This window comes from Helicobacter bilis (assembly GCF_001999985.1).
GTDB lineage: Bacteria > Campylobacterota > Campylobacteria > Campylobacterales > Helicobacteraceae > Helicobacter_A > Helicobacter_A rappini.
This window is the reverse complement of record NZ_CP019645.1, coordinates 585314-600923: the sequence shown is the minus strand read 5'-3', so window position 1 is coordinate 600923 and position 15610 is coordinate 585314. Positions and strand designations below refer to the sequence as shown.

General features: G+C 30.5%; 24 protein-coding genes. All 24 read right to left on the bottom strand.

Annotated features, from left to right (window positions below; translation table 11 throughout):
• Positions 1–191: 191 nt before the first annotated feature.
• Positions 192–746, bottom strand: a complete 555-nt coding sequence (locus XJ32_RS12405) for a hypothetical protein (RefSeq protein WP_077388291.1) — start codon at positions 744–746, stop codon at positions 192–194.
• Entirely contained in the window at positions 743–1471 is a 729-nt protein-coding gene (locus XJ32_RS02820) for a hypothetical protein (protein ID WP_077388290.1), read from the bottom strand. The genes XJ32_RS12405 and XJ32_RS02820 overlap by 4 nt, the downstream gene beginning before the upstream one ends.
• Positions 1472–1978 (bottom strand): hypothetical protein, encoded by a 507-nt coding sequence (locus XJ32_RS02815; protein WP_155761439.1) that lies wholly within the window; start codon positions 1976–1978, stop codon positions 1472–1474.
• Positions 1979–2065: 87 nt separating this feature from the next.
• On the bottom strand, positions 2066–2392 hold the full coding sequence (locus tag XJ32_RS12645) for a hypothetical protein (RefSeq protein ID WP_254422443.1): 327 nt from the start codon (positions 2390–2392) through the stop codon (positions 2066–2068).
• Complete coding sequence (locus XJ32_RS02810; RefSeq protein WP_254422442.1) at positions 2379–3647, bottom strand: DUF4670 domain-containing protein; 1269 nt, start codon at positions 3645–3647, stop codon at positions 2379–2381. Before XJ32_RS02810 ends, XJ32_RS12645 begins: the two co-directional genes overlap by 14 nt.
• Positions 3648–3650: 3 nt before the next feature.
• Positions 3651–4016 carry a hypothetical protein gene (locus XJ32_RS02805; protein ID WP_077388289.1) on the bottom strand — a complete coding sequence of 122 codons (366 nt, stop codon included), beginning with the start codon at positions 4014–4016 and terminating at the stop codon, positions 3651–3653.
• A complete protein-coding gene (locus tag XJ32_RS12640) occupies positions 3986–4741 on the bottom strand; it encodes a hypothetical protein (RefSeq protein WP_254422441.1) in 756 nt (251 codons plus the stop codon). Before XJ32_RS12640 ends, XJ32_RS02805 begins: the two co-directional genes overlap by 31 nt.
• 13 nt (positions 4742–4754) lie before the next feature.
• Complete coding sequence (locus tag XJ32_RS02795; protein WP_077388288.1) at positions 4755–6620, bottom strand: lipase family protein; 1866 nt, start codon at positions 6618–6620, stop codon at positions 4755–4757.
• Positions 6621–6633: 13 nt separating this feature from the next.
• Positions 6634–7134 (bottom strand): hypothetical protein, encoded by a 501-nt coding sequence (locus tag XJ32_RS02790; RefSeq protein ID WP_077388287.1) that lies wholly within the window; start codon positions 7132–7134, stop codon positions 6634–6636.
• Between the two features lie 11 nt (positions 7135–7145).
• Complete coding sequence (locus tag XJ32_RS02785; RefSeq protein WP_077388286.1) at positions 7146–7538, bottom strand: hypothetical protein; 393 nt, start codon at positions 7536–7538, stop codon at positions 7146–7148.
• 29 nt (positions 7539–7567) lie between these two features.
• Positions 7568–7897, bottom strand: a complete 330-nt coding sequence (locus tag XJ32_RS02780; RefSeq protein WP_077388285.1) for a hypothetical protein — start codon at positions 7895–7897, stop codon at positions 7568–7570.
• Entirely contained in the window at positions 7897–8277 is a 381-nt protein-coding gene (locus XJ32_RS02775) for a hypothetical protein (RefSeq protein ID WP_077388284.1), read from the bottom strand. Before XJ32_RS02775 ends, XJ32_RS02780 begins: the two co-directional genes overlap by 1 nt.
• Positions 8270–8803, bottom strand: a complete 534-nt coding sequence (locus tag XJ32_RS02770) for a hypothetical protein (protein WP_077388283.1) — start codon at positions 8801–8803, stop codon at positions 8270–8272. The genes XJ32_RS02775 and XJ32_RS02770 overlap by 8 nt, the downstream gene beginning before the upstream one ends.
• Positions 8803–9168: a hypothetical protein gene (locus XJ32_RS02765; protein WP_077388282.1), complete on the bottom strand. Its 366-nt coding sequence runs from the start codon at positions 9166–9168 to the stop codon at positions 8803–8805. Before XJ32_RS02765 ends, XJ32_RS02770 begins: the two co-directional genes overlap by 1 nt.
• Positions 9158–9766: a hypothetical protein gene (locus XJ32_RS02760; protein WP_077388281.1), complete on the bottom strand. Its 609-nt coding sequence runs from the start codon at positions 9764–9766 to the stop codon at positions 9158–9160. Before XJ32_RS02760 ends, XJ32_RS02765 begins: the two co-directional genes overlap by 11 nt.
• Before the next feature lie 46 nt (positions 9767–9812).
• Positions 9813–10292, bottom strand: a complete 480-nt coding sequence (locus XJ32_RS02755) for a hypothetical protein (RefSeq protein WP_155761438.1) — start codon at positions 10290–10292, stop codon at positions 9813–9815.
• 302 nt (positions 10293–10594) lie between these two features.
• Positions 10595–11065, bottom strand: coding sequence for a hypothetical protein (locus XJ32_RS02745; protein ID WP_155761437.1), 471 nt, complete (start codon positions 11063–11065; stop codon positions 10595–10597).
• A 14-nt stretch (positions 11066–11079) separates the two neighbouring features.
• A complete protein-coding gene (locus tag XJ32_RS02740; RefSeq protein ID WP_254422440.1) occupies positions 11080–11631 on the bottom strand; it encodes a hypothetical protein in 552 nt (183 codons plus the stop codon).
• A 46-nt stretch (positions 11632–11677) separates the two neighbouring features.
• Positions 11678–12085, bottom strand: coding sequence for a hypothetical protein (locus XJ32_RS02735; protein WP_077388280.1), 408 nt, complete (start codon positions 12083–12085; stop codon positions 11678–11680).
• Positions 12082–12702 carry a hypothetical protein gene (locus tag XJ32_RS02730; RefSeq protein ID WP_077388279.1) on the bottom strand — a complete coding sequence of 207 codons (621 nt, stop codon included), beginning with the start codon at positions 12700–12702 and terminating at the stop codon, positions 12082–12084. Before XJ32_RS02730 ends, XJ32_RS02735 begins: the two co-directional genes overlap by 4 nt.
• 4 nt (positions 12703–12706) lie before the next feature.
• A complete protein-coding gene (locus tag XJ32_RS11710) occupies positions 12707–12844 on the bottom strand; it encodes a hypothetical protein (protein WP_155761436.1) in 138 nt (45 codons plus the stop codon).
• A 314-nt stretch (positions 12845–13158) separates the two neighbouring features.
• A complete protein-coding gene (locus XJ32_RS02720) occupies positions 13159–13380 on the bottom strand; it encodes a hypothetical protein (protein ID WP_077388278.1) in 222 nt (73 codons plus the stop codon).
• Positions 13381–13652: 272 nt separating this feature from the next.
• A complete protein-coding gene (locus XJ32_RS02715; RefSeq protein ID WP_077388277.1) occupies positions 13653–14942 on the bottom strand; it encodes a winged helix domain-containing protein in 1290 nt (429 codons plus the stop codon).
• The gene (locus tag XJ32_RS13400) at positions 14908–15201 is read right to left on the bottom strand and encodes an Eco57I restriction-modification methylase domain-containing protein (RefSeq protein ID WP_437339627.1); all 294 of its coding nucleotides are present in this window, start codon (positions 15199–15201) and stop codon (positions 14908–14910) included. Before XJ32_RS13400 ends, XJ32_RS02715 begins: the two co-directional genes overlap by 35 nt.
• Between the last annotated feature and the right edge of the window lie 409 nt (positions 15202–15610).

Below are 15610 nucleotides of genomic sequence, written 5' to 3'. Positions count from 1 at the left end.
TGTGTTGGTGTCTTGATGAAAGTAGGTTGAGCCTAGAGTTTGTTTATCACCCTTTACCTCTACCTCTTTGCCCTCATTATCAACATCTTTAAAATTTTCCTTTTACTACTTCTAAAAGAGCATAGCTTGCATCAGCACATTCCGCATAATCTAAAAATTTCTTAACTAAATTTATGTCTGCTTCGTGTGTTCTAATGTCTTTTTTCATTTTTTAAATCCTCGCATATTAATATGTTGCTCGTTTTCCAATGCCACCCAGCCGCTTCATCGCCTTTTAAGTATAATCCAAAGTATTTATAGTTATATTCTATTTGGGTTGCATAATGTATATTGTTGTAATACCTTTTTATTGAAAGTTTGCTTAAGCTACCTCTTTTATACTCTGTGCAACTTTTATAATTAAAATTACCAAAACAAATCTCTTGTTTTAGTTTTTGACTATAAAAACAGCCTCTATCATTGGTTTCAATATCGCTATGCTTTTCTATAATTTCCCAATAGTCCTCATTATAAATAGTTACTTCATCTTCAGCTTTCTTGCACAACCTCTTAAACTCATAATATTGCGGGTCAATGTATTTAAAAGAAAAAGAACAACCATTCAACAATGCAATCACGAAGATTCCAAAGATAAAATATAAGGCATATTTTGAAGAAGCATAACTTGCATCAGCACAATTAGCATAATCTAAGAATTTCTTAATCAAGTTTATGTTTGCATTATGTGTTTGTATGTTTTTACTCATTGTGTATCCTTAGTCAATTTTTCAGTAAATCTTGTTTTAACGCCTTTTTGAAACCATAAAACATTTTTGTTTCCCTGTGTGTAGCCAACTTGATAACTTAATGGTAGTTGTTCTAAAAATGCACCATATAGCCATCGTTCGCCCTTTTCTAAGATAAACTCATTAGCAACAAGACATCGTGAGTTACTGCTAATAGGTGCTAAAAAATAGCTTTTTTCATAAATAAAGTCTATTGTAATTGCATTGGTGCTTGTTTTTATCACATAGCCATCTTTGTTTTTTAGCTGATTGCCATACATTGTAACAACTTGTGCTATATTGCCTTGTTTGTTTAATATGTATTCATTCGTTTCATACGACTCCCATTTCTCATTATTATCTAACTGCTCATTAGAGAATGATTCAATTAAGGGGGTTGCGTATTTATAAGTGCCACTTATTTCTTTACATAAATCTCGAAATTTATGGTATTCTGGGCTAAATATTGAAAAGAAATTAAAGTTTGATTGTCTTTCAGAAATGCCCATACCTCCAGCAAACCATAAAGCCACATAGATAATAGCTCCAAAGAATGCAGGCAAAAAAGCAAAAAGTAGATAAGGAAGTGTCTTTTTGTTTTTCCTCTTACACAAGAAGTTAAAGATAAAAACAATAAGGACACATACGATAAATATATGCAAGAATGCCCATAAAGGCACAACGACAAATATATACAACGCAATCATTTACTTACCTTTAAAAGTATTTTCTTTAGGTGTGCAAATAATAGGAAAGCCTTTATCACTCATTACACCACTAGAGACTAAATCCTGCATTATAGGATAATCATCATTAAACTTTTTTAATCCTCTAGCACTAGGGAGTATTACAGAAATAAGAGTGCATGGAGTAGGCATACCTGCTATATTGTTTGTGCAACCTATAATGTGAGAGTTGATTAAATCAGATTCTAGAATCATAGGTATGCCTTTAGACTTAAAAGATTTACCTTTATTACTCTTTAGTTTTACTGCTCCATTATGAGGACATTTAAGTTCATTATCTTCTAATATTGGGTGAAGCATAGAAGTAGATTGAATAGAATCTTGGGTTTTAGAATCTTGGTCTTTTTGTTGCAAGGCTTGTCTGTATTGTTGTTCTGTATGTTTTGTAGGGGGAGTTTTGGTAGAGAGATTGATAGCAAAACGAGTGTCTATTGGTTGTATCTCTTGTATGTCTTTATGTATTGGCATAGCAATCCTTTATGTATTTATGTATGATTAGAATCTTTTCTTGCATTCTCTTAGATTCATTGTGTATTCCCTTGATTCTTTTATACATTAGCTATATGCGTGATAATAGTAGTTTGTCATAGATACTCTTGCATTATTATAAAAGATTTCTATATTATCACTCTCATCACTCATATATACCTCTCCCTTTTCTCCATAGAAAAATCTAGGATTGTCTATATCCTCTTTACCACCTCTAAGCAGTAAGGAGTAAAAATACACATCGCAGGGCATATTGCTCACATCTATACCAAAGTCTTGTTCTATTTGTTTAGAATCTATAATGCTATTGTCTTTGGCAAAGATAGTTACTTTATTATTGTATTGCAATATGAGATTAGAAAAACTAATGGGTGTGTTGTCAGGTATTGGCATAAGCTTTAGAATGAGTATAAGTATGTTTTAGAGAATCTAGGAATATGATTTTTGTGTCATTAGATTCTAATACAAGATACGAATCTTTTGTGATATAAGCATTATTGTTTATGGTTAGATTCTGTGTAGTGCTTGTATTATAGGTATTTGCTAGATTCTTAGAGAATCTTGCTTGTCGTTGTTCTTGTCTCTCTTTTTGCCTTTGCTTCTCTCTTAATTCTCTTTCTTGCTTTCTTTGTAATTCTTGCAATTTAGATTCTCTTACTTTAGAATCTAATCCTTGTAATTGCTGCTCTAGCTCTTGTTGACTTCTTTGTAACTCTTGTATTTCTTTATCTTGTTGTTCTTTTCTTATTTGCATTATGGCTTTATAGAGGGATTTTCTTGTATTGAGGTAGTCTTGGGTTAGGGTTTGTTTGTCAGCAATAAAGATAGTATAAAAGTCGGATTTGTAGTTATAAAATTCTCTCCAATTTGATTCTTTTAATAACGGCTCTTTATTAGAATCTAAAAGTATATAATCCTCACAGAAAAAGAGGGCTTTAAGGAGGTGTAGGGGAGAATTTGGTGTGAGAGATTGTATATCGTTAGGATTTATTTTTTGAATATATGCTACCTTTGGATTTGTAAATGAAACAATAGGAATAGGCTTATACGCATTAAATTCTGTGTTAGTTTTTTGGATATTATGGTAGAGCCTTTGCATTTCTTGTTGTAGAGATTGTGTTTTAGATTCTTGATTTTCATTTTGTAAAAAGCTACATAGTATCATATCTTGGTTAAAGAGATTAGTATAGTTTTTATCATTGCTATATAGTGAGCAGATATTGTTTTGGAGGGTTTTGTAATTGGGATAAATATATTTATTTGAAGCATTAAAGCCCTTTTGAACAAACACTCCACCAGAGTATGCGACTTTAGCCCCAGTATTCTTAATAAGAGAGGCGATTGCTGAAGGTCCAATCAAAGAACCAAGATAATACAATGGTCGCTCCTTTGCGTCTTGGATTATTTGATTAACAACCATATCTCTAATGGTAGAGTTATCTTTTATAAGTTTTATTGAATCGACAAATACCTTAAATTCCTCAATAGCCTCCTGTTGCTCTTTATCCTCACTATCAAAAATAAAATCTTTTAACCCAGAAACTTTGTATAAAAATTCAGAGAAACCATACGCAGTACCCACCACAGAATCCCAAACACCATCGGCTAAATCATCAATATGCTTTACAATAAAATTCTTCTCTGACATAATTTATTCCTTAACTTTATGTAATGGCATAATAGCTAAAATACATAACTTAAAAACATTATATACAATGATTGAGAAAAGAAGTCCGACATTACTACTAAAGCCAAGTTTTTCAAAAAAATTTAACATTGTTAAAAAAAATAATAGTATAGGCATAAAATCCGCAAGCATCATATAAAGAAAGGAAATAAACTGACTAACCTTATATTTTGCATTACAGTTCTTACAATACAAAACACGACCATAGCCGATAAGATACAGATTCCAAATACTCTGTAATTTATTAATTTTATTCCCACATACTTCGCATTTTTTATACAAAAACATTTTAAAATCTCCTAACTCTCTAATCCGAATATATTGTAACATATATTACTCTTTAGCTTTACTGCTCCATTATGAGGACATTTAATCTCATTATCCTCTAGTATTGGGTGAAGCATAGCAGTGCTTGTTGTAGAATCTATGGGGGTGGATTCTTTTTGTGTCTGCTCTCTTTGTGTTTGTTCTTTTTCTAGTATTTCTTTAGATTCTTTAGAGTTACATTCTAATTTGATGTTAAGGCTAGAATCTAGGAGGGAGTAGTTTAGGAGGGTTAGGGTATTGCTACCTAAAAATACTTGGAGGGTGCTTAGGGAATTATTAGAATCTCTATTATTGCTTGTAGATTCTATAGAGTTAGAATCTGTTTCATTGATTAAGTGATAGATGGGTTTAGATTCATCTAAGCCTAGACTATCTTTAGAAACTAATGTGCCAAAGAAGCATTCATAACCTAAACTCTTAGATTCATTACCACCTGTGAGGAGGGTAGATTCTAAAAAAATCGAGATATTGTAATTTTGTAAATCCTGTTTGTTCTGGTTGGTAAGATTATTTATATCTTGTAATAAATCCTTGCAATCAAACACATCCCCATTATAAGTAAAAATATAGATTACATCTTTTTCTTTATCAAAAAATATTTTGCATTCTAAAGAACTATAGAGACTTTTGGTGGTCTTGTAAGGATTCTTTGGTGTGATAACCAAAGGACTTGATGAAAAAAGTAGCTCTCTGCTCAATGCGATATAGGCTTTTTGATATTCATTCATTATTGTAGATTCCTTAGGCAGTTTTATAAGATTGCAAAATTTGCGAGACTAGATTATTAAAGGTTTTATAGTAAAAGATTTCTGCTCTATTGCTTTCATTAAGTATTTCTTTGTTGTTTTCATCAACTACCATAAAGGGCTGACATTTTAGCACACTTCGTAATTCTGCTACACTGCATTGCTTGTTTTCTAATTCATCAAAGAATTTTTTATCTAGAATTCTTATATAAATTTTTGCTTCTTGTAGTTGCGTGATTAAATCTATCATCTTATATATGTTAAATTCCTCTATGTCCTTGCTATTTTTAAATCTTGCTATATAACTCACCTCATTTAAAAGATATACAAGAGGAAATATCTTTTTTGGCGGATTTGATGTATTTTTATCGTTCTTTTTTTGCTCTTTGTATTTGTTTTTAACTTCACTCAAGACTACTTCATTCACTTCCCTTAGGGAATTGTAATTCCATTGCATAAAGTCATTAAGTAAAGCAGTAATGAGTTGATATTTACCTTTGTTTTTAGCAGCCTTGTATCCTATGTGATTTAAGGTAGTAGGATATTTAGGATTAGATTCTAACTCCTTAATACGATTTGAGAGCTTTTCTCTATTTGTCTCCAAGTCTAAGAGATATTCATAGAAATACAATATAATCACAGAGCTTTTGATAGAGTGGCTATCCATGCCCTTTATATCTATTCCAATATTAAGATAATAGTGTTTGCCTTCTATATCTTTACCTAGATTCTGTATAAGCTCATCTTGCCATTGATTATTTTCTGTATTGTTATCGTTATCTGTTTCTATGTGATATACTCTATCGCTTACGCTTAGTTTATAGCTCTCTTTATTTCTATTGTTGTAGTTGTGGGTTAGGGTTTGATAGGCAAGCAGAAAAATATCGCTTATAGGATAGACTTGATAAAGTATCGCGTGAGCCATACCTGCATTAACAATATAACTATGTAAAAATATCTTATGTGGTTTTAGCTCACTACTAGGTATCTTAGAAAAATAGATTTGAAATGCTAGTGAGATATTTTGTTGCTGAGTTAGTGTATTTGCTAGAGTTTCCCACCATTCTGTGTTTGCATTGGGGTCTCCTTTTGTAATTTTAGCAAACATTGCCTGGGCTGGATTAGAAGCCTTAATAATACTTTCATCAACTTCATAGATTTGCTTAGAATCTAGCATGATATGCGGTTTTAGATTCTTCGCACCAGGTGCATTAAAGGTATACACTTCATTAATGATAGAATCTTGATTGAATTCAGTAGCCAAAACATCAGGATTCTTAGCAAAACAGAGGGCAAATATTTGAGCCAAACAACCACCTAGAGAGTGTCCTACTATATTTAAGCTTTTAGGCTTAGTAATCTCTGGATATTGTTTAGCACAAGATTCATAAAAAAGTATCATTGCATGGAGATATTCAAAAGGTATAGTAGAATCTTTAAGGAGATTCATAAAGTCTGTTGTGTAATCAGCAGAATCAAAGCTTCCTCGTATGGCTAAAGTATATTCTTTAGATTCTTTATCTTGAAATAAACAAGCGTGGAAACCTTCTTTTTGTCTATTATTTTTTGTATCAAATTTTGGATAGTAATCTAAAAGTTCATATTTTTCAAAAAAGTTTTTTACTTGAGTGGGAGTCATGTCGCCCTTGAGTTTAAGGGTATTAGTAAATGTGCTATCGTGTGTTTCGTAGTTAACATAAGTAGAATCTAAAATGTCGTGGAGAGTTATTTTTGTATTTGTTCTATTCCCATATTCCTTTTTGTGTGCAAACTTCTTACCTATCAAATCAAAATATCCATATGCCGCCCAAGCTAGTTCAGCAGCATTTTTAATTCTGTTGATTGTATCTTTATTTTTCATTTATTACTCTCCATTAATTAAACTTCTTGATGCTTGTACAAGAAATATCTCTTTCTGTCCATTCTGCTTGAAATGGAAAATCTGTCATATACTTTCGCTCCAAAAAATAGCGTCTTGTTTTCCAGCTACCATATGTTTCAATATGAGTTATGGCTTCCTTTGAGAATCCTTTATTGTTAGTATTAGTATATAAATCAACCGAAATATCGTAACGTCTCTTTTGAATTGTTGCAACCTTTACTCTATATTCCAATCTACCTTCAATATAATCCAAATTGAAGCCCTTAGTTAATTTTAATGCTCTCCCATTCAACTCCTCCCAATCCAAACTCTCCAAATCTGTATCAAAATACCTTAGAATCTTATTATACTTCTCTTCAGTATTAGGTAATTCATTAAGCTTACACATTTTTCTAAATTGCCAGAAACTAGGCTCTAAATAAAAAGAATAAGGCGTATAGTAAAATATCCCTAAGCCCATAAGAATCAAGAATCCATAAAATATTTTTTTCATTTTAACTTCCCTTAACTATTAAACTTTTTTATTTTGAAACAAGCGTGAAAACCCTTTTGCTGTTTATTGTTTTTGTTATCAAACTTAGGATAGAAATCTAGTAAATCATATTTATCAAAGAATCTTTTTGCTTGAGTGGGAGACATATCACCTTTGAGTATGCCTACTTTATCAGGTTTAAATTTTGGCGATAGTTGTGGTTTATATACCTTATAATCTGCAAATGTGTTATCCATAATATCAATAAGAGTAATATCTTTTTTGATGAAATCTTCATTTTTCTTGTTTTGTATTTCTATAAATAACTGATTATCGCTATTTGTCATTAAATCATAATATCCATAAGCAGCCATTGCTAATTCTGCAGCATTTTTGATTTTATTGATTAATAGCTTATTTTTCATAGATTTCTCCTCTTTGTATTTTTATTATATTAATTCTTATCCCATTTGTTATAAAAATCAGTGCAATTTATATAAAACTCGTCCCACTTAAGCTTTCCACGAGAAAAATCAGAGGCACTTAGGTAATATCTGCCAGAGTACCAAGTGTTAATATTATTGAAACCATTTTTATTTTTATAGTTATTTATACTTTCTTCATTGCCTATACCTTTCTCATAAAAATCATATTGCATTCTGCACATTTTCTTAAACTTATGATAACTGGGCTGAAAAGAATAAGGCACAAGCCACCCCCAACCACAGCCATTAAAAAATAAAGCAACACTAGATAATATTATAAAGTTTAGAAATTTTTTCATTATATAACTCCTTTAGATTCTGTATTCCTTTGTTTTCTTTTTTCACCAAATAAAGTAGCAGAAAAGCCACTTTCAGTATTTGGCTGATGAACGAGCAAATCATAGCGAGAAAAGAATCTTTTGGCTTGGGTGGGAGTCATGTCGCCTTTGAGTTTGCCTACTTTTATTTCATCATCTAGTTTATATGGATTTGATTTTACTGCGATGTATTTATTGTAAGTTAAGTCTAGGATGTCGGTTTGGGTGATGGGTTTATTTTTTTTATCACCATATTTTTTCTCATTTTTGATTTTCTTGCCTATTAAATGAAAATATCCATAACTAGCTTGTGCTAACTCTGCATTATCTCTTAGTTTTTGTATTTGTTGTTTATTATTCATTATTTGCTCCTTTTGGTGTCATATTGTCTGCATTTACATCAACACATGATAAGGTTTCTTCATCCCAATAAAAGTGATAACTGGTCATAGATTCTTGCTCCAAATGATAGCGTCTTGTATGCCAAGTGCCATCAATTGCCATTACATTAGTGTTGTGTCTAGTGATTGGGGATTGATTACTATAAAAGGCTGCTATTATTCCCAAACGAAAATTTATTTCTTTCTCTCTTGATAAAGTTGCATATTCAAATACTCCTTTTTTATAATCCCCACTATCTTCTGAAATTTTCCAAGTTTTCTTATTCAACTCCTCCCAATCTAGTGTATCTAAACTTGTATCAAAATACCTTAGTATCTTATTGTACTTCTCCTCATTATTAGGCAATTCATTAAGCTTACACATTTTTTTAAACTTATGATAACTTGGTTGCAAGTTATATGGCACAAGCCACCCCCAACCACTAATACAACCATTAAACAACAAAGCAACACTAGATAGTATTATAAAGTTTAGAAATTTTTTCATTATATAACTCCTTTAGATTCTGTATTCTTTTGTTTTCTTTTTTCTCCAAATAAAGTAGCAGAAAAGCCAGATTCTGTATTAGGCTGATGGATAAGTAAATCATAGCGTTCAAAAAATCTTTTTGCTTGTGTGGGGGCAAAATCGCCTTTGAGTTTATCGTCAAATATTAAGCCAGTATCTTTGACTTTATAGTCTTTGTAAGTTAAGTCTAAGATATCATGGAGGGTTATGGGTTTGTCAGCTTTATCACCATATTTTTCTCTATCATTCTCAATTTTCTTCCCTATTAGATGAAAATATCCATAGGCAGCTTGAGCTAATTCAGCATTATCTCTTAATGTTTGTATTTGTTGCTTATTGCTCATTATTGTTCCTTAAGTATTGCATTTCTGCATTTACATCAACACATGTTAATGTTTCCTCACTCCAATAAAACCCACTCCCTTCATTACCGCCTAAAAAATAGCGTCTTGTTTGCCAAGTAGCTAAAATGCCTATTATGGATAAATTTTGTTGAGAAAATTTCTTTTTGGAATGTGGGTATAAAAAAACATAATTATAACCTAATCTACCCTTATTTTTTGGAGCAGAAGAAGAGTAATTGATTACTTTTCTTCGATAATCAATTACAATAGGTGAGCTATGGGCTATTTGTGCTTCTTTATTCAACTCCTCCCAATCTAATGTATCTAAACTCAAATCAAAATACCCTAGAATCTTATTGTATTTATATTCATCATTAGGCAGTTCATTTAACTTACACATTTTCCTAAATTGCCAGAAACTAGGCTCTAAATAAAATGAATAAGGTGTATAGTAAAAAATAATTAAAATAATACTTCCAAGAAAAACTAAAAACTTAGAGATTTTCTTTTGAGATTTAAAAATGATTCTATAAATAAATTTTAATATAAGATAGGAAAGAATAGTAGAAATTGACATTAAAAGAAAGATATAAATCATTGGGCTACCTTTTTAGATTCTGTGCTTATTATAGCTAGAATGTAGTTTATATAGCCATTTTATTTGTATATTTTATTTCTTTAGATTCTGTATCCTTTTGTTTTCTTTTTTCACTAAACAATGTAGCAGAGAAGCCCGATTTTGTATTTGGCTGATGAAAACAAATTTTATAGCGTTTTGCAAAGTTTTGTACTTGAAGTGGGTTAAATTCTCCATTAAGTTGATCGAAGTTGGTTTTTTCATCTAGTGTATTTAGCAAATTTGATTTCCAAGTATCATCTTGCTTTAAATTTATCAATGCTTCTTGCCCTCTATATTCTTTGCTTACTATGTGTTCCAAGCTAATTGCTACTTCTTTATATCCTCTTGGATAGCTTGTATCCTCAATTTTATTACCTTTAGAATCTAATTCATAAATCTTTCTAGGGATACCATTAGAATCTTTTAGTAAATCAAAATAAAAATAGGAAGCCCAAGCTAGTTCCGCATTATCCCTAAGTTTTTTAATTATTTCTCTATTTGTCATCTATTTTTCCAAAGCTCAAAAAAATTTGAGATAATATATAAGCGTAAAAAATAACATTAAAACTAAATTTATCAATTTCCATACCCTAAAGCTTTTTATTATTTCTATAATTAAAGATATGGTAACATATGGCATTAATAACCAAATCATATAAAGACAAAAATGCACAATAGCTTTAGGCATATCTGACCCAGTTCCATTGAGCCCATAACCGAGTATTGCAAAAAATCCAGCCACAATTATACATACTATAAAATATAGTAATGCTATTTTATTAGAAGTTCTCATATAACCCCTTATCATTATAATTCTGTGCCTCTAAAGGCTAGGATATAGTTTGTATAACCATAGTCATTAGTGTATTGTGTTGCTTTAGATTCTGTGTTGGTTTGCTTTCTTTTTTCACCAAACAAAGTAGCAGAAAAGCCTGATTCAGTATTGGAGCAATGTTCTAATAAATCATACTTTTCAAAAAACCTTTTAGCTTGGAGTGGGGAGAAGTCGCCACCTAAGAAATGTTTATGATACCAAGAGTCTTTCGGTTTGCCATTATTGTCTTTAAAATATTTGTGTTCTATATTAAGAATGTCTGCGGGAGTGGGAATAGCAGTTTGATTTTTTGCGATTTTTTCTCTAAAATATTCTAATCTCTCTTTATCTGTGCTATCTTTATTAAAATCATACTTAGAATCTGCTAAGTGGAAATAGCCATAAGCTGCCATTGCTAACTCTGCGTTATCTTTTAGTCTATTAATCATTTCTTTGTTTTTCATTATTTAGCCCTTTTTTAAAATATATGCAACTTATTGGGACACTTCCTAAAAAAAAATCCAGTTCCCTCATTACCTGCTGGGAGTGGTCTTATTTTATCCCAATTAATATAAAACATTATATTTTTAATATTATCTCTTCTTGCTTGATTATCTTTAAAAAGTAATGTAAAATCCTGATATATTCTATTATGATACTTCTCGAATTCATACCAATATGTTCCTCTATCATTAACTTTTAAATTCTCCTGAATATACTCCCAATCTAAACTCTCCAAATCCGTATCAAAATACTTTAACACTTTATTATAATATTCCTCATCAAGCTTACCACCATTAGCTTGGTAAATCTCTGGGTTTAGTTGGCATATTTCTTTAAACTTATAAAAGCTAGGCTCTAAATAGTAAGAATAGGGCGTATGGTAAAATATAATCAACCCAATACTTCCAAGAAAAACTAAAAACTTAGAGATTTTCTTTTTAGATTTAAAAATGATTCTATAAATAAATTTTAATATAAGATAGGAAAGAATAGTAGAAATTGACATTAAAAGAAAGATATAAATCATTAGACTACCTTTTTAGATTCTGTGCTTATTATAGCTAGAATGTAGTTTATATAGCCATTTTATTTGTATATTTTATTTCTTTAGATTCTGTATCCTTTTGTTTTCTTTTTTCTCCAAATAAAGTAGCAGAAAAGCCTGATTCTGTGTTAGGGCAGTGTTTTAATAAATCATACTTTTCAAAAAATCTTTTAGATTGGAGTGGGGAGAAGTCGCCTTTGAATTTGCCTACTTTTATTTCATCAGTTTGTTTGTGTGGATTTAATTTTACTGCAATATATTTGTTATAGGTAATATCTAAAATATCAGTTTGAGCGATGATGGGAGTCGATTCTCTGTTTATGTCTTTTAAAATCTGTTTATCAAACCTTTTGCCTATTAAATCATAATATCCATACGCTGCCTGAGCTAATTCAGCGTTATCTTTGAGTTTGCTAATCATTTGCTTATTTGTCATTGTTTAAATCCTTTGGGTGTCATATTTTCTTTTGCCACATCAACACAAGCCAATGTTTTTTCTATCCACATATCACCGTAACTTAACAAATTTGTTATTTCAAAAAAATAGCGTCTAGTGCGCCAAGAAATATTAATTGCCATTTGATTAATATTATAACGATTTATTTCCGCTTCATTGCTTAAAAAACTCGCTACCATTCCTAAACGAGAATTTATTTCCTTTTCTTTTGTTAAAGTTGCATATTCATAAATTCCTTGTCTGTAATACCCGTGTTCTTTGGTAATTTTCCACTTCCTTTTATTATCGTTATTATTATTCAATTCCTCCCAATCCAACCTATCCAAATCCGTATCAAAGTAGCTTAGAATCTTGTTGTATTTTTCCTCGTTATTTGGAAGTTCATTAATCTTACACATATTTCTAAATTGCCAATAACTAGGCTCTAAATAAAAAGAATAAGGTGTATAATAAAATACAATTAAGCCCACTGCTCCAATAAAGACTAAAAACTTTGAAACCTTTTTCTTTGATTTGAATATGATTGTATATATACTTTTAAGTATCAGATAAGAGAGAATGGTAGAAAATGTGGTAAGAAGCAATATGTGTATCATTGGATTATTTCCTTAGATTCTTTACTTTTAATACAATAAATGATTGATTAGTATCATTTGTTATTAAGTCATAATATCCATAGGCAGCTTGAGCGAGTTCGGCAGCATTTTTCATTTTATTTATTAATAGCTTATTTTCCATAAATTTCTCCTTTTTGCACCTTGCTATACCAATCCTTGTCCCATTTGTTGTAAAAATCAGTGCAATTTATATAAAATTCATTCCATTTAAGTCCATACAAAAGAGCGTGAACAGTGGGATAATACTACCAGAATGCCAAGTGGCAACATTATTATAACCATTTTGCTTTTTATAGTTGTCTATATTATTCTCATTGCCTATGCCTTTCTCATAAAATTCATATTTCATTTTACACATTTTCCTAAATTTCCAATAACTCGGTTCTAAATAAAAAGAAAGTGGCGTGTAATAAAAAATCCCTAAGCCCATAAGAATCAAAAATATTTTTTCATTCTACTTTCCCAATTAACTTTTTTAGATTCTCTATCTTGGAATAAGCAAGCGTGAAAGCCTTCTTGCTGCTTATTATTCTTTTGTAGATGAGAATCATCATAATATGGTGTAACATCAGTATTAAAAGTTTCGTTATAAATCTTTTCTATTGCATTTCTGCGTTCATAATCTTTGTATATCCATTCTTTAAAATTAAACTTCAATTGTTCAACTTTTGTGTTTGCAAGAGTGCCTTCTTTTGCATTAATTCTCTTACCTCTTTATCATTTTTCATGTATGTATCATAGATTTTAATAGGCTTTCGCTGCAAAGCATGTTCTATAAGCTTTGCAACACTTATACACGATTAGTTGCATAATTTGTTCGTGCTTTATTGGAAATTACATCATTAATTTTAAAAGTCCATTCACCTGTTTTGTCATTATAGTGTAACACAATTGTTTCTCTTGGGGATTCTAGAATCTGTGTAAAAAAATCATAATAGATAGGACATAGGAATCCACGCTGCACCAAATTCAGCGTTAATCTGTGTTGCTTTTAAATCCTTAGGCAATATTTGTTCTAAACTTTCTAAATTAGATTCCAAGTGCATTCTTAAATCATTTGACATGGAACTTTGCATATCCTCTAAAATTGCCTTTACTTCTTTATATTTTTTCTTAACATTACCTGACAAATAATGATTGGCAAGTATATACTCAGATGGATTATTATGATTAATAAAAATAAGTTTCTCATGGAGTAATGAATTTTTTATAGAATCTTTTGAGTATTGGGTAATTTTATTTGAAGAATTATTTATATCATTTACACTCTTTTGCAAAAGCTCTTGCATATAGTCCAAATCTATATTACCAAATTCATTTAAACTTGCAATTAATGCTTCCTTAGGAGCATGAGCAACAACCTTTGTGTATAGGGCTATTGTTCTTTTATAAAAAATATCAGATTTTTCTGCACTAGGATTCATAGGTGCTACACCATGTTTTATAGCCACACTTTTTGAAATGCCTTTATTATAATTCTTTTCCAAAGCTAAAATCTTATTGCTATGCCTATCATACCTAAAGGCTTTCTTATTCACATCTCTATTAAGATAGCCTTCTGTTTTTACAAAATCATCATAAAGTCTATTTAGTTTTTGTCTTAACGGATCTAAAACTTGATTCTCTTGGCTATTCTTTTCTAAAGTTATTAAAGAATTTAAAGTATCCCTGATGGCAATCATCTTTACAATGCGTGTTTTATCTTTTTGATTAGGAATAAGCGAAATAACTACTTGAATATTATCTTGTGTTTCTAATTTGGTTTTTTGATAAATTTCATCCTCCAAAACAAAATAATTACCACTTTCTATAGTTGCCAAATAATCTTTTATGTGTTGGTATTGTAAAGAATCTTTTGGGATTATTTTCATGTCTTGCTTATAAGTAGTTTCTCTATATCGATAGACATCTTTAGGCAAAGATTTTATGAAAGCATCAAGTTGTAATGTTAAGACTTTATCTTTATTTGGAGTACATATAATCTTGTAATCCTTATGTTCAGTTGTAACAAGTTCTAAATCTCCTGCAATATGTTGTGGGTTTAACAAACATTCGTTAATGTTATACTCTTTACCTTCTCTTTGAATATAGCTTTTACTCTCAATCCAATCTTTGTTGCTTGTTGCATCAAAACCTTTTTTAAAGAGCACTATATCAGTTGTTACACCTGTATTTGCTCTACCCTTAAAAGTATTGTTTGGCAATCTTATTGCATCCAAAAAAACTTGCTTCCTTTGCGATTAATTCTCTTACATGGTTTTGCGTTTTATCTAGGAATCTATCAGAAACTACAGATGCAATAATTCCATCTTGCTTTGTATTTTGGATAGACTTAGCAACAAAATAATCACAAACCAATAATCCATTTAAATTAACATTCAATTCATCTGCGATCTTCTTTTCACCATAAGGTGGATTACCAACAAAAGCATCATAATCTCTATTAAATCCATGATTCTGAAAGCCACCTAAAAATATTTCTTGATTAGGGTAGAGTTTCTTTGCTATTCTGTAAGTAATATCATCTAATTCTATTCCACTAAAGGCATAATTATTGCCATATTTATGTGCATGTGATAAAAATGAACCAATTCCAATTGAGAGCCCAAAGATTTCTTTTGTATGTGGAGTATTATTTAATCCTAGTTGTTCTAATCCCTTATAGATTGCACCAATAATGATCTCTGGTGTATAAACGCATCTTGTGTTGCATTTCTAGCTCTTTCATATTCTTCTTTACTGAGAATTGATTGTAAGAGCCCATATTCTTGCTGCCAATCCTTATTATTTATATCAAATGCCTGTGGAATTCCGCCTCAACTTGAAAAAAGATTGAGTACTTTTTGTTCTTCTAGTGTAGCATATCGTTCTTCTTACTCTAATTGTT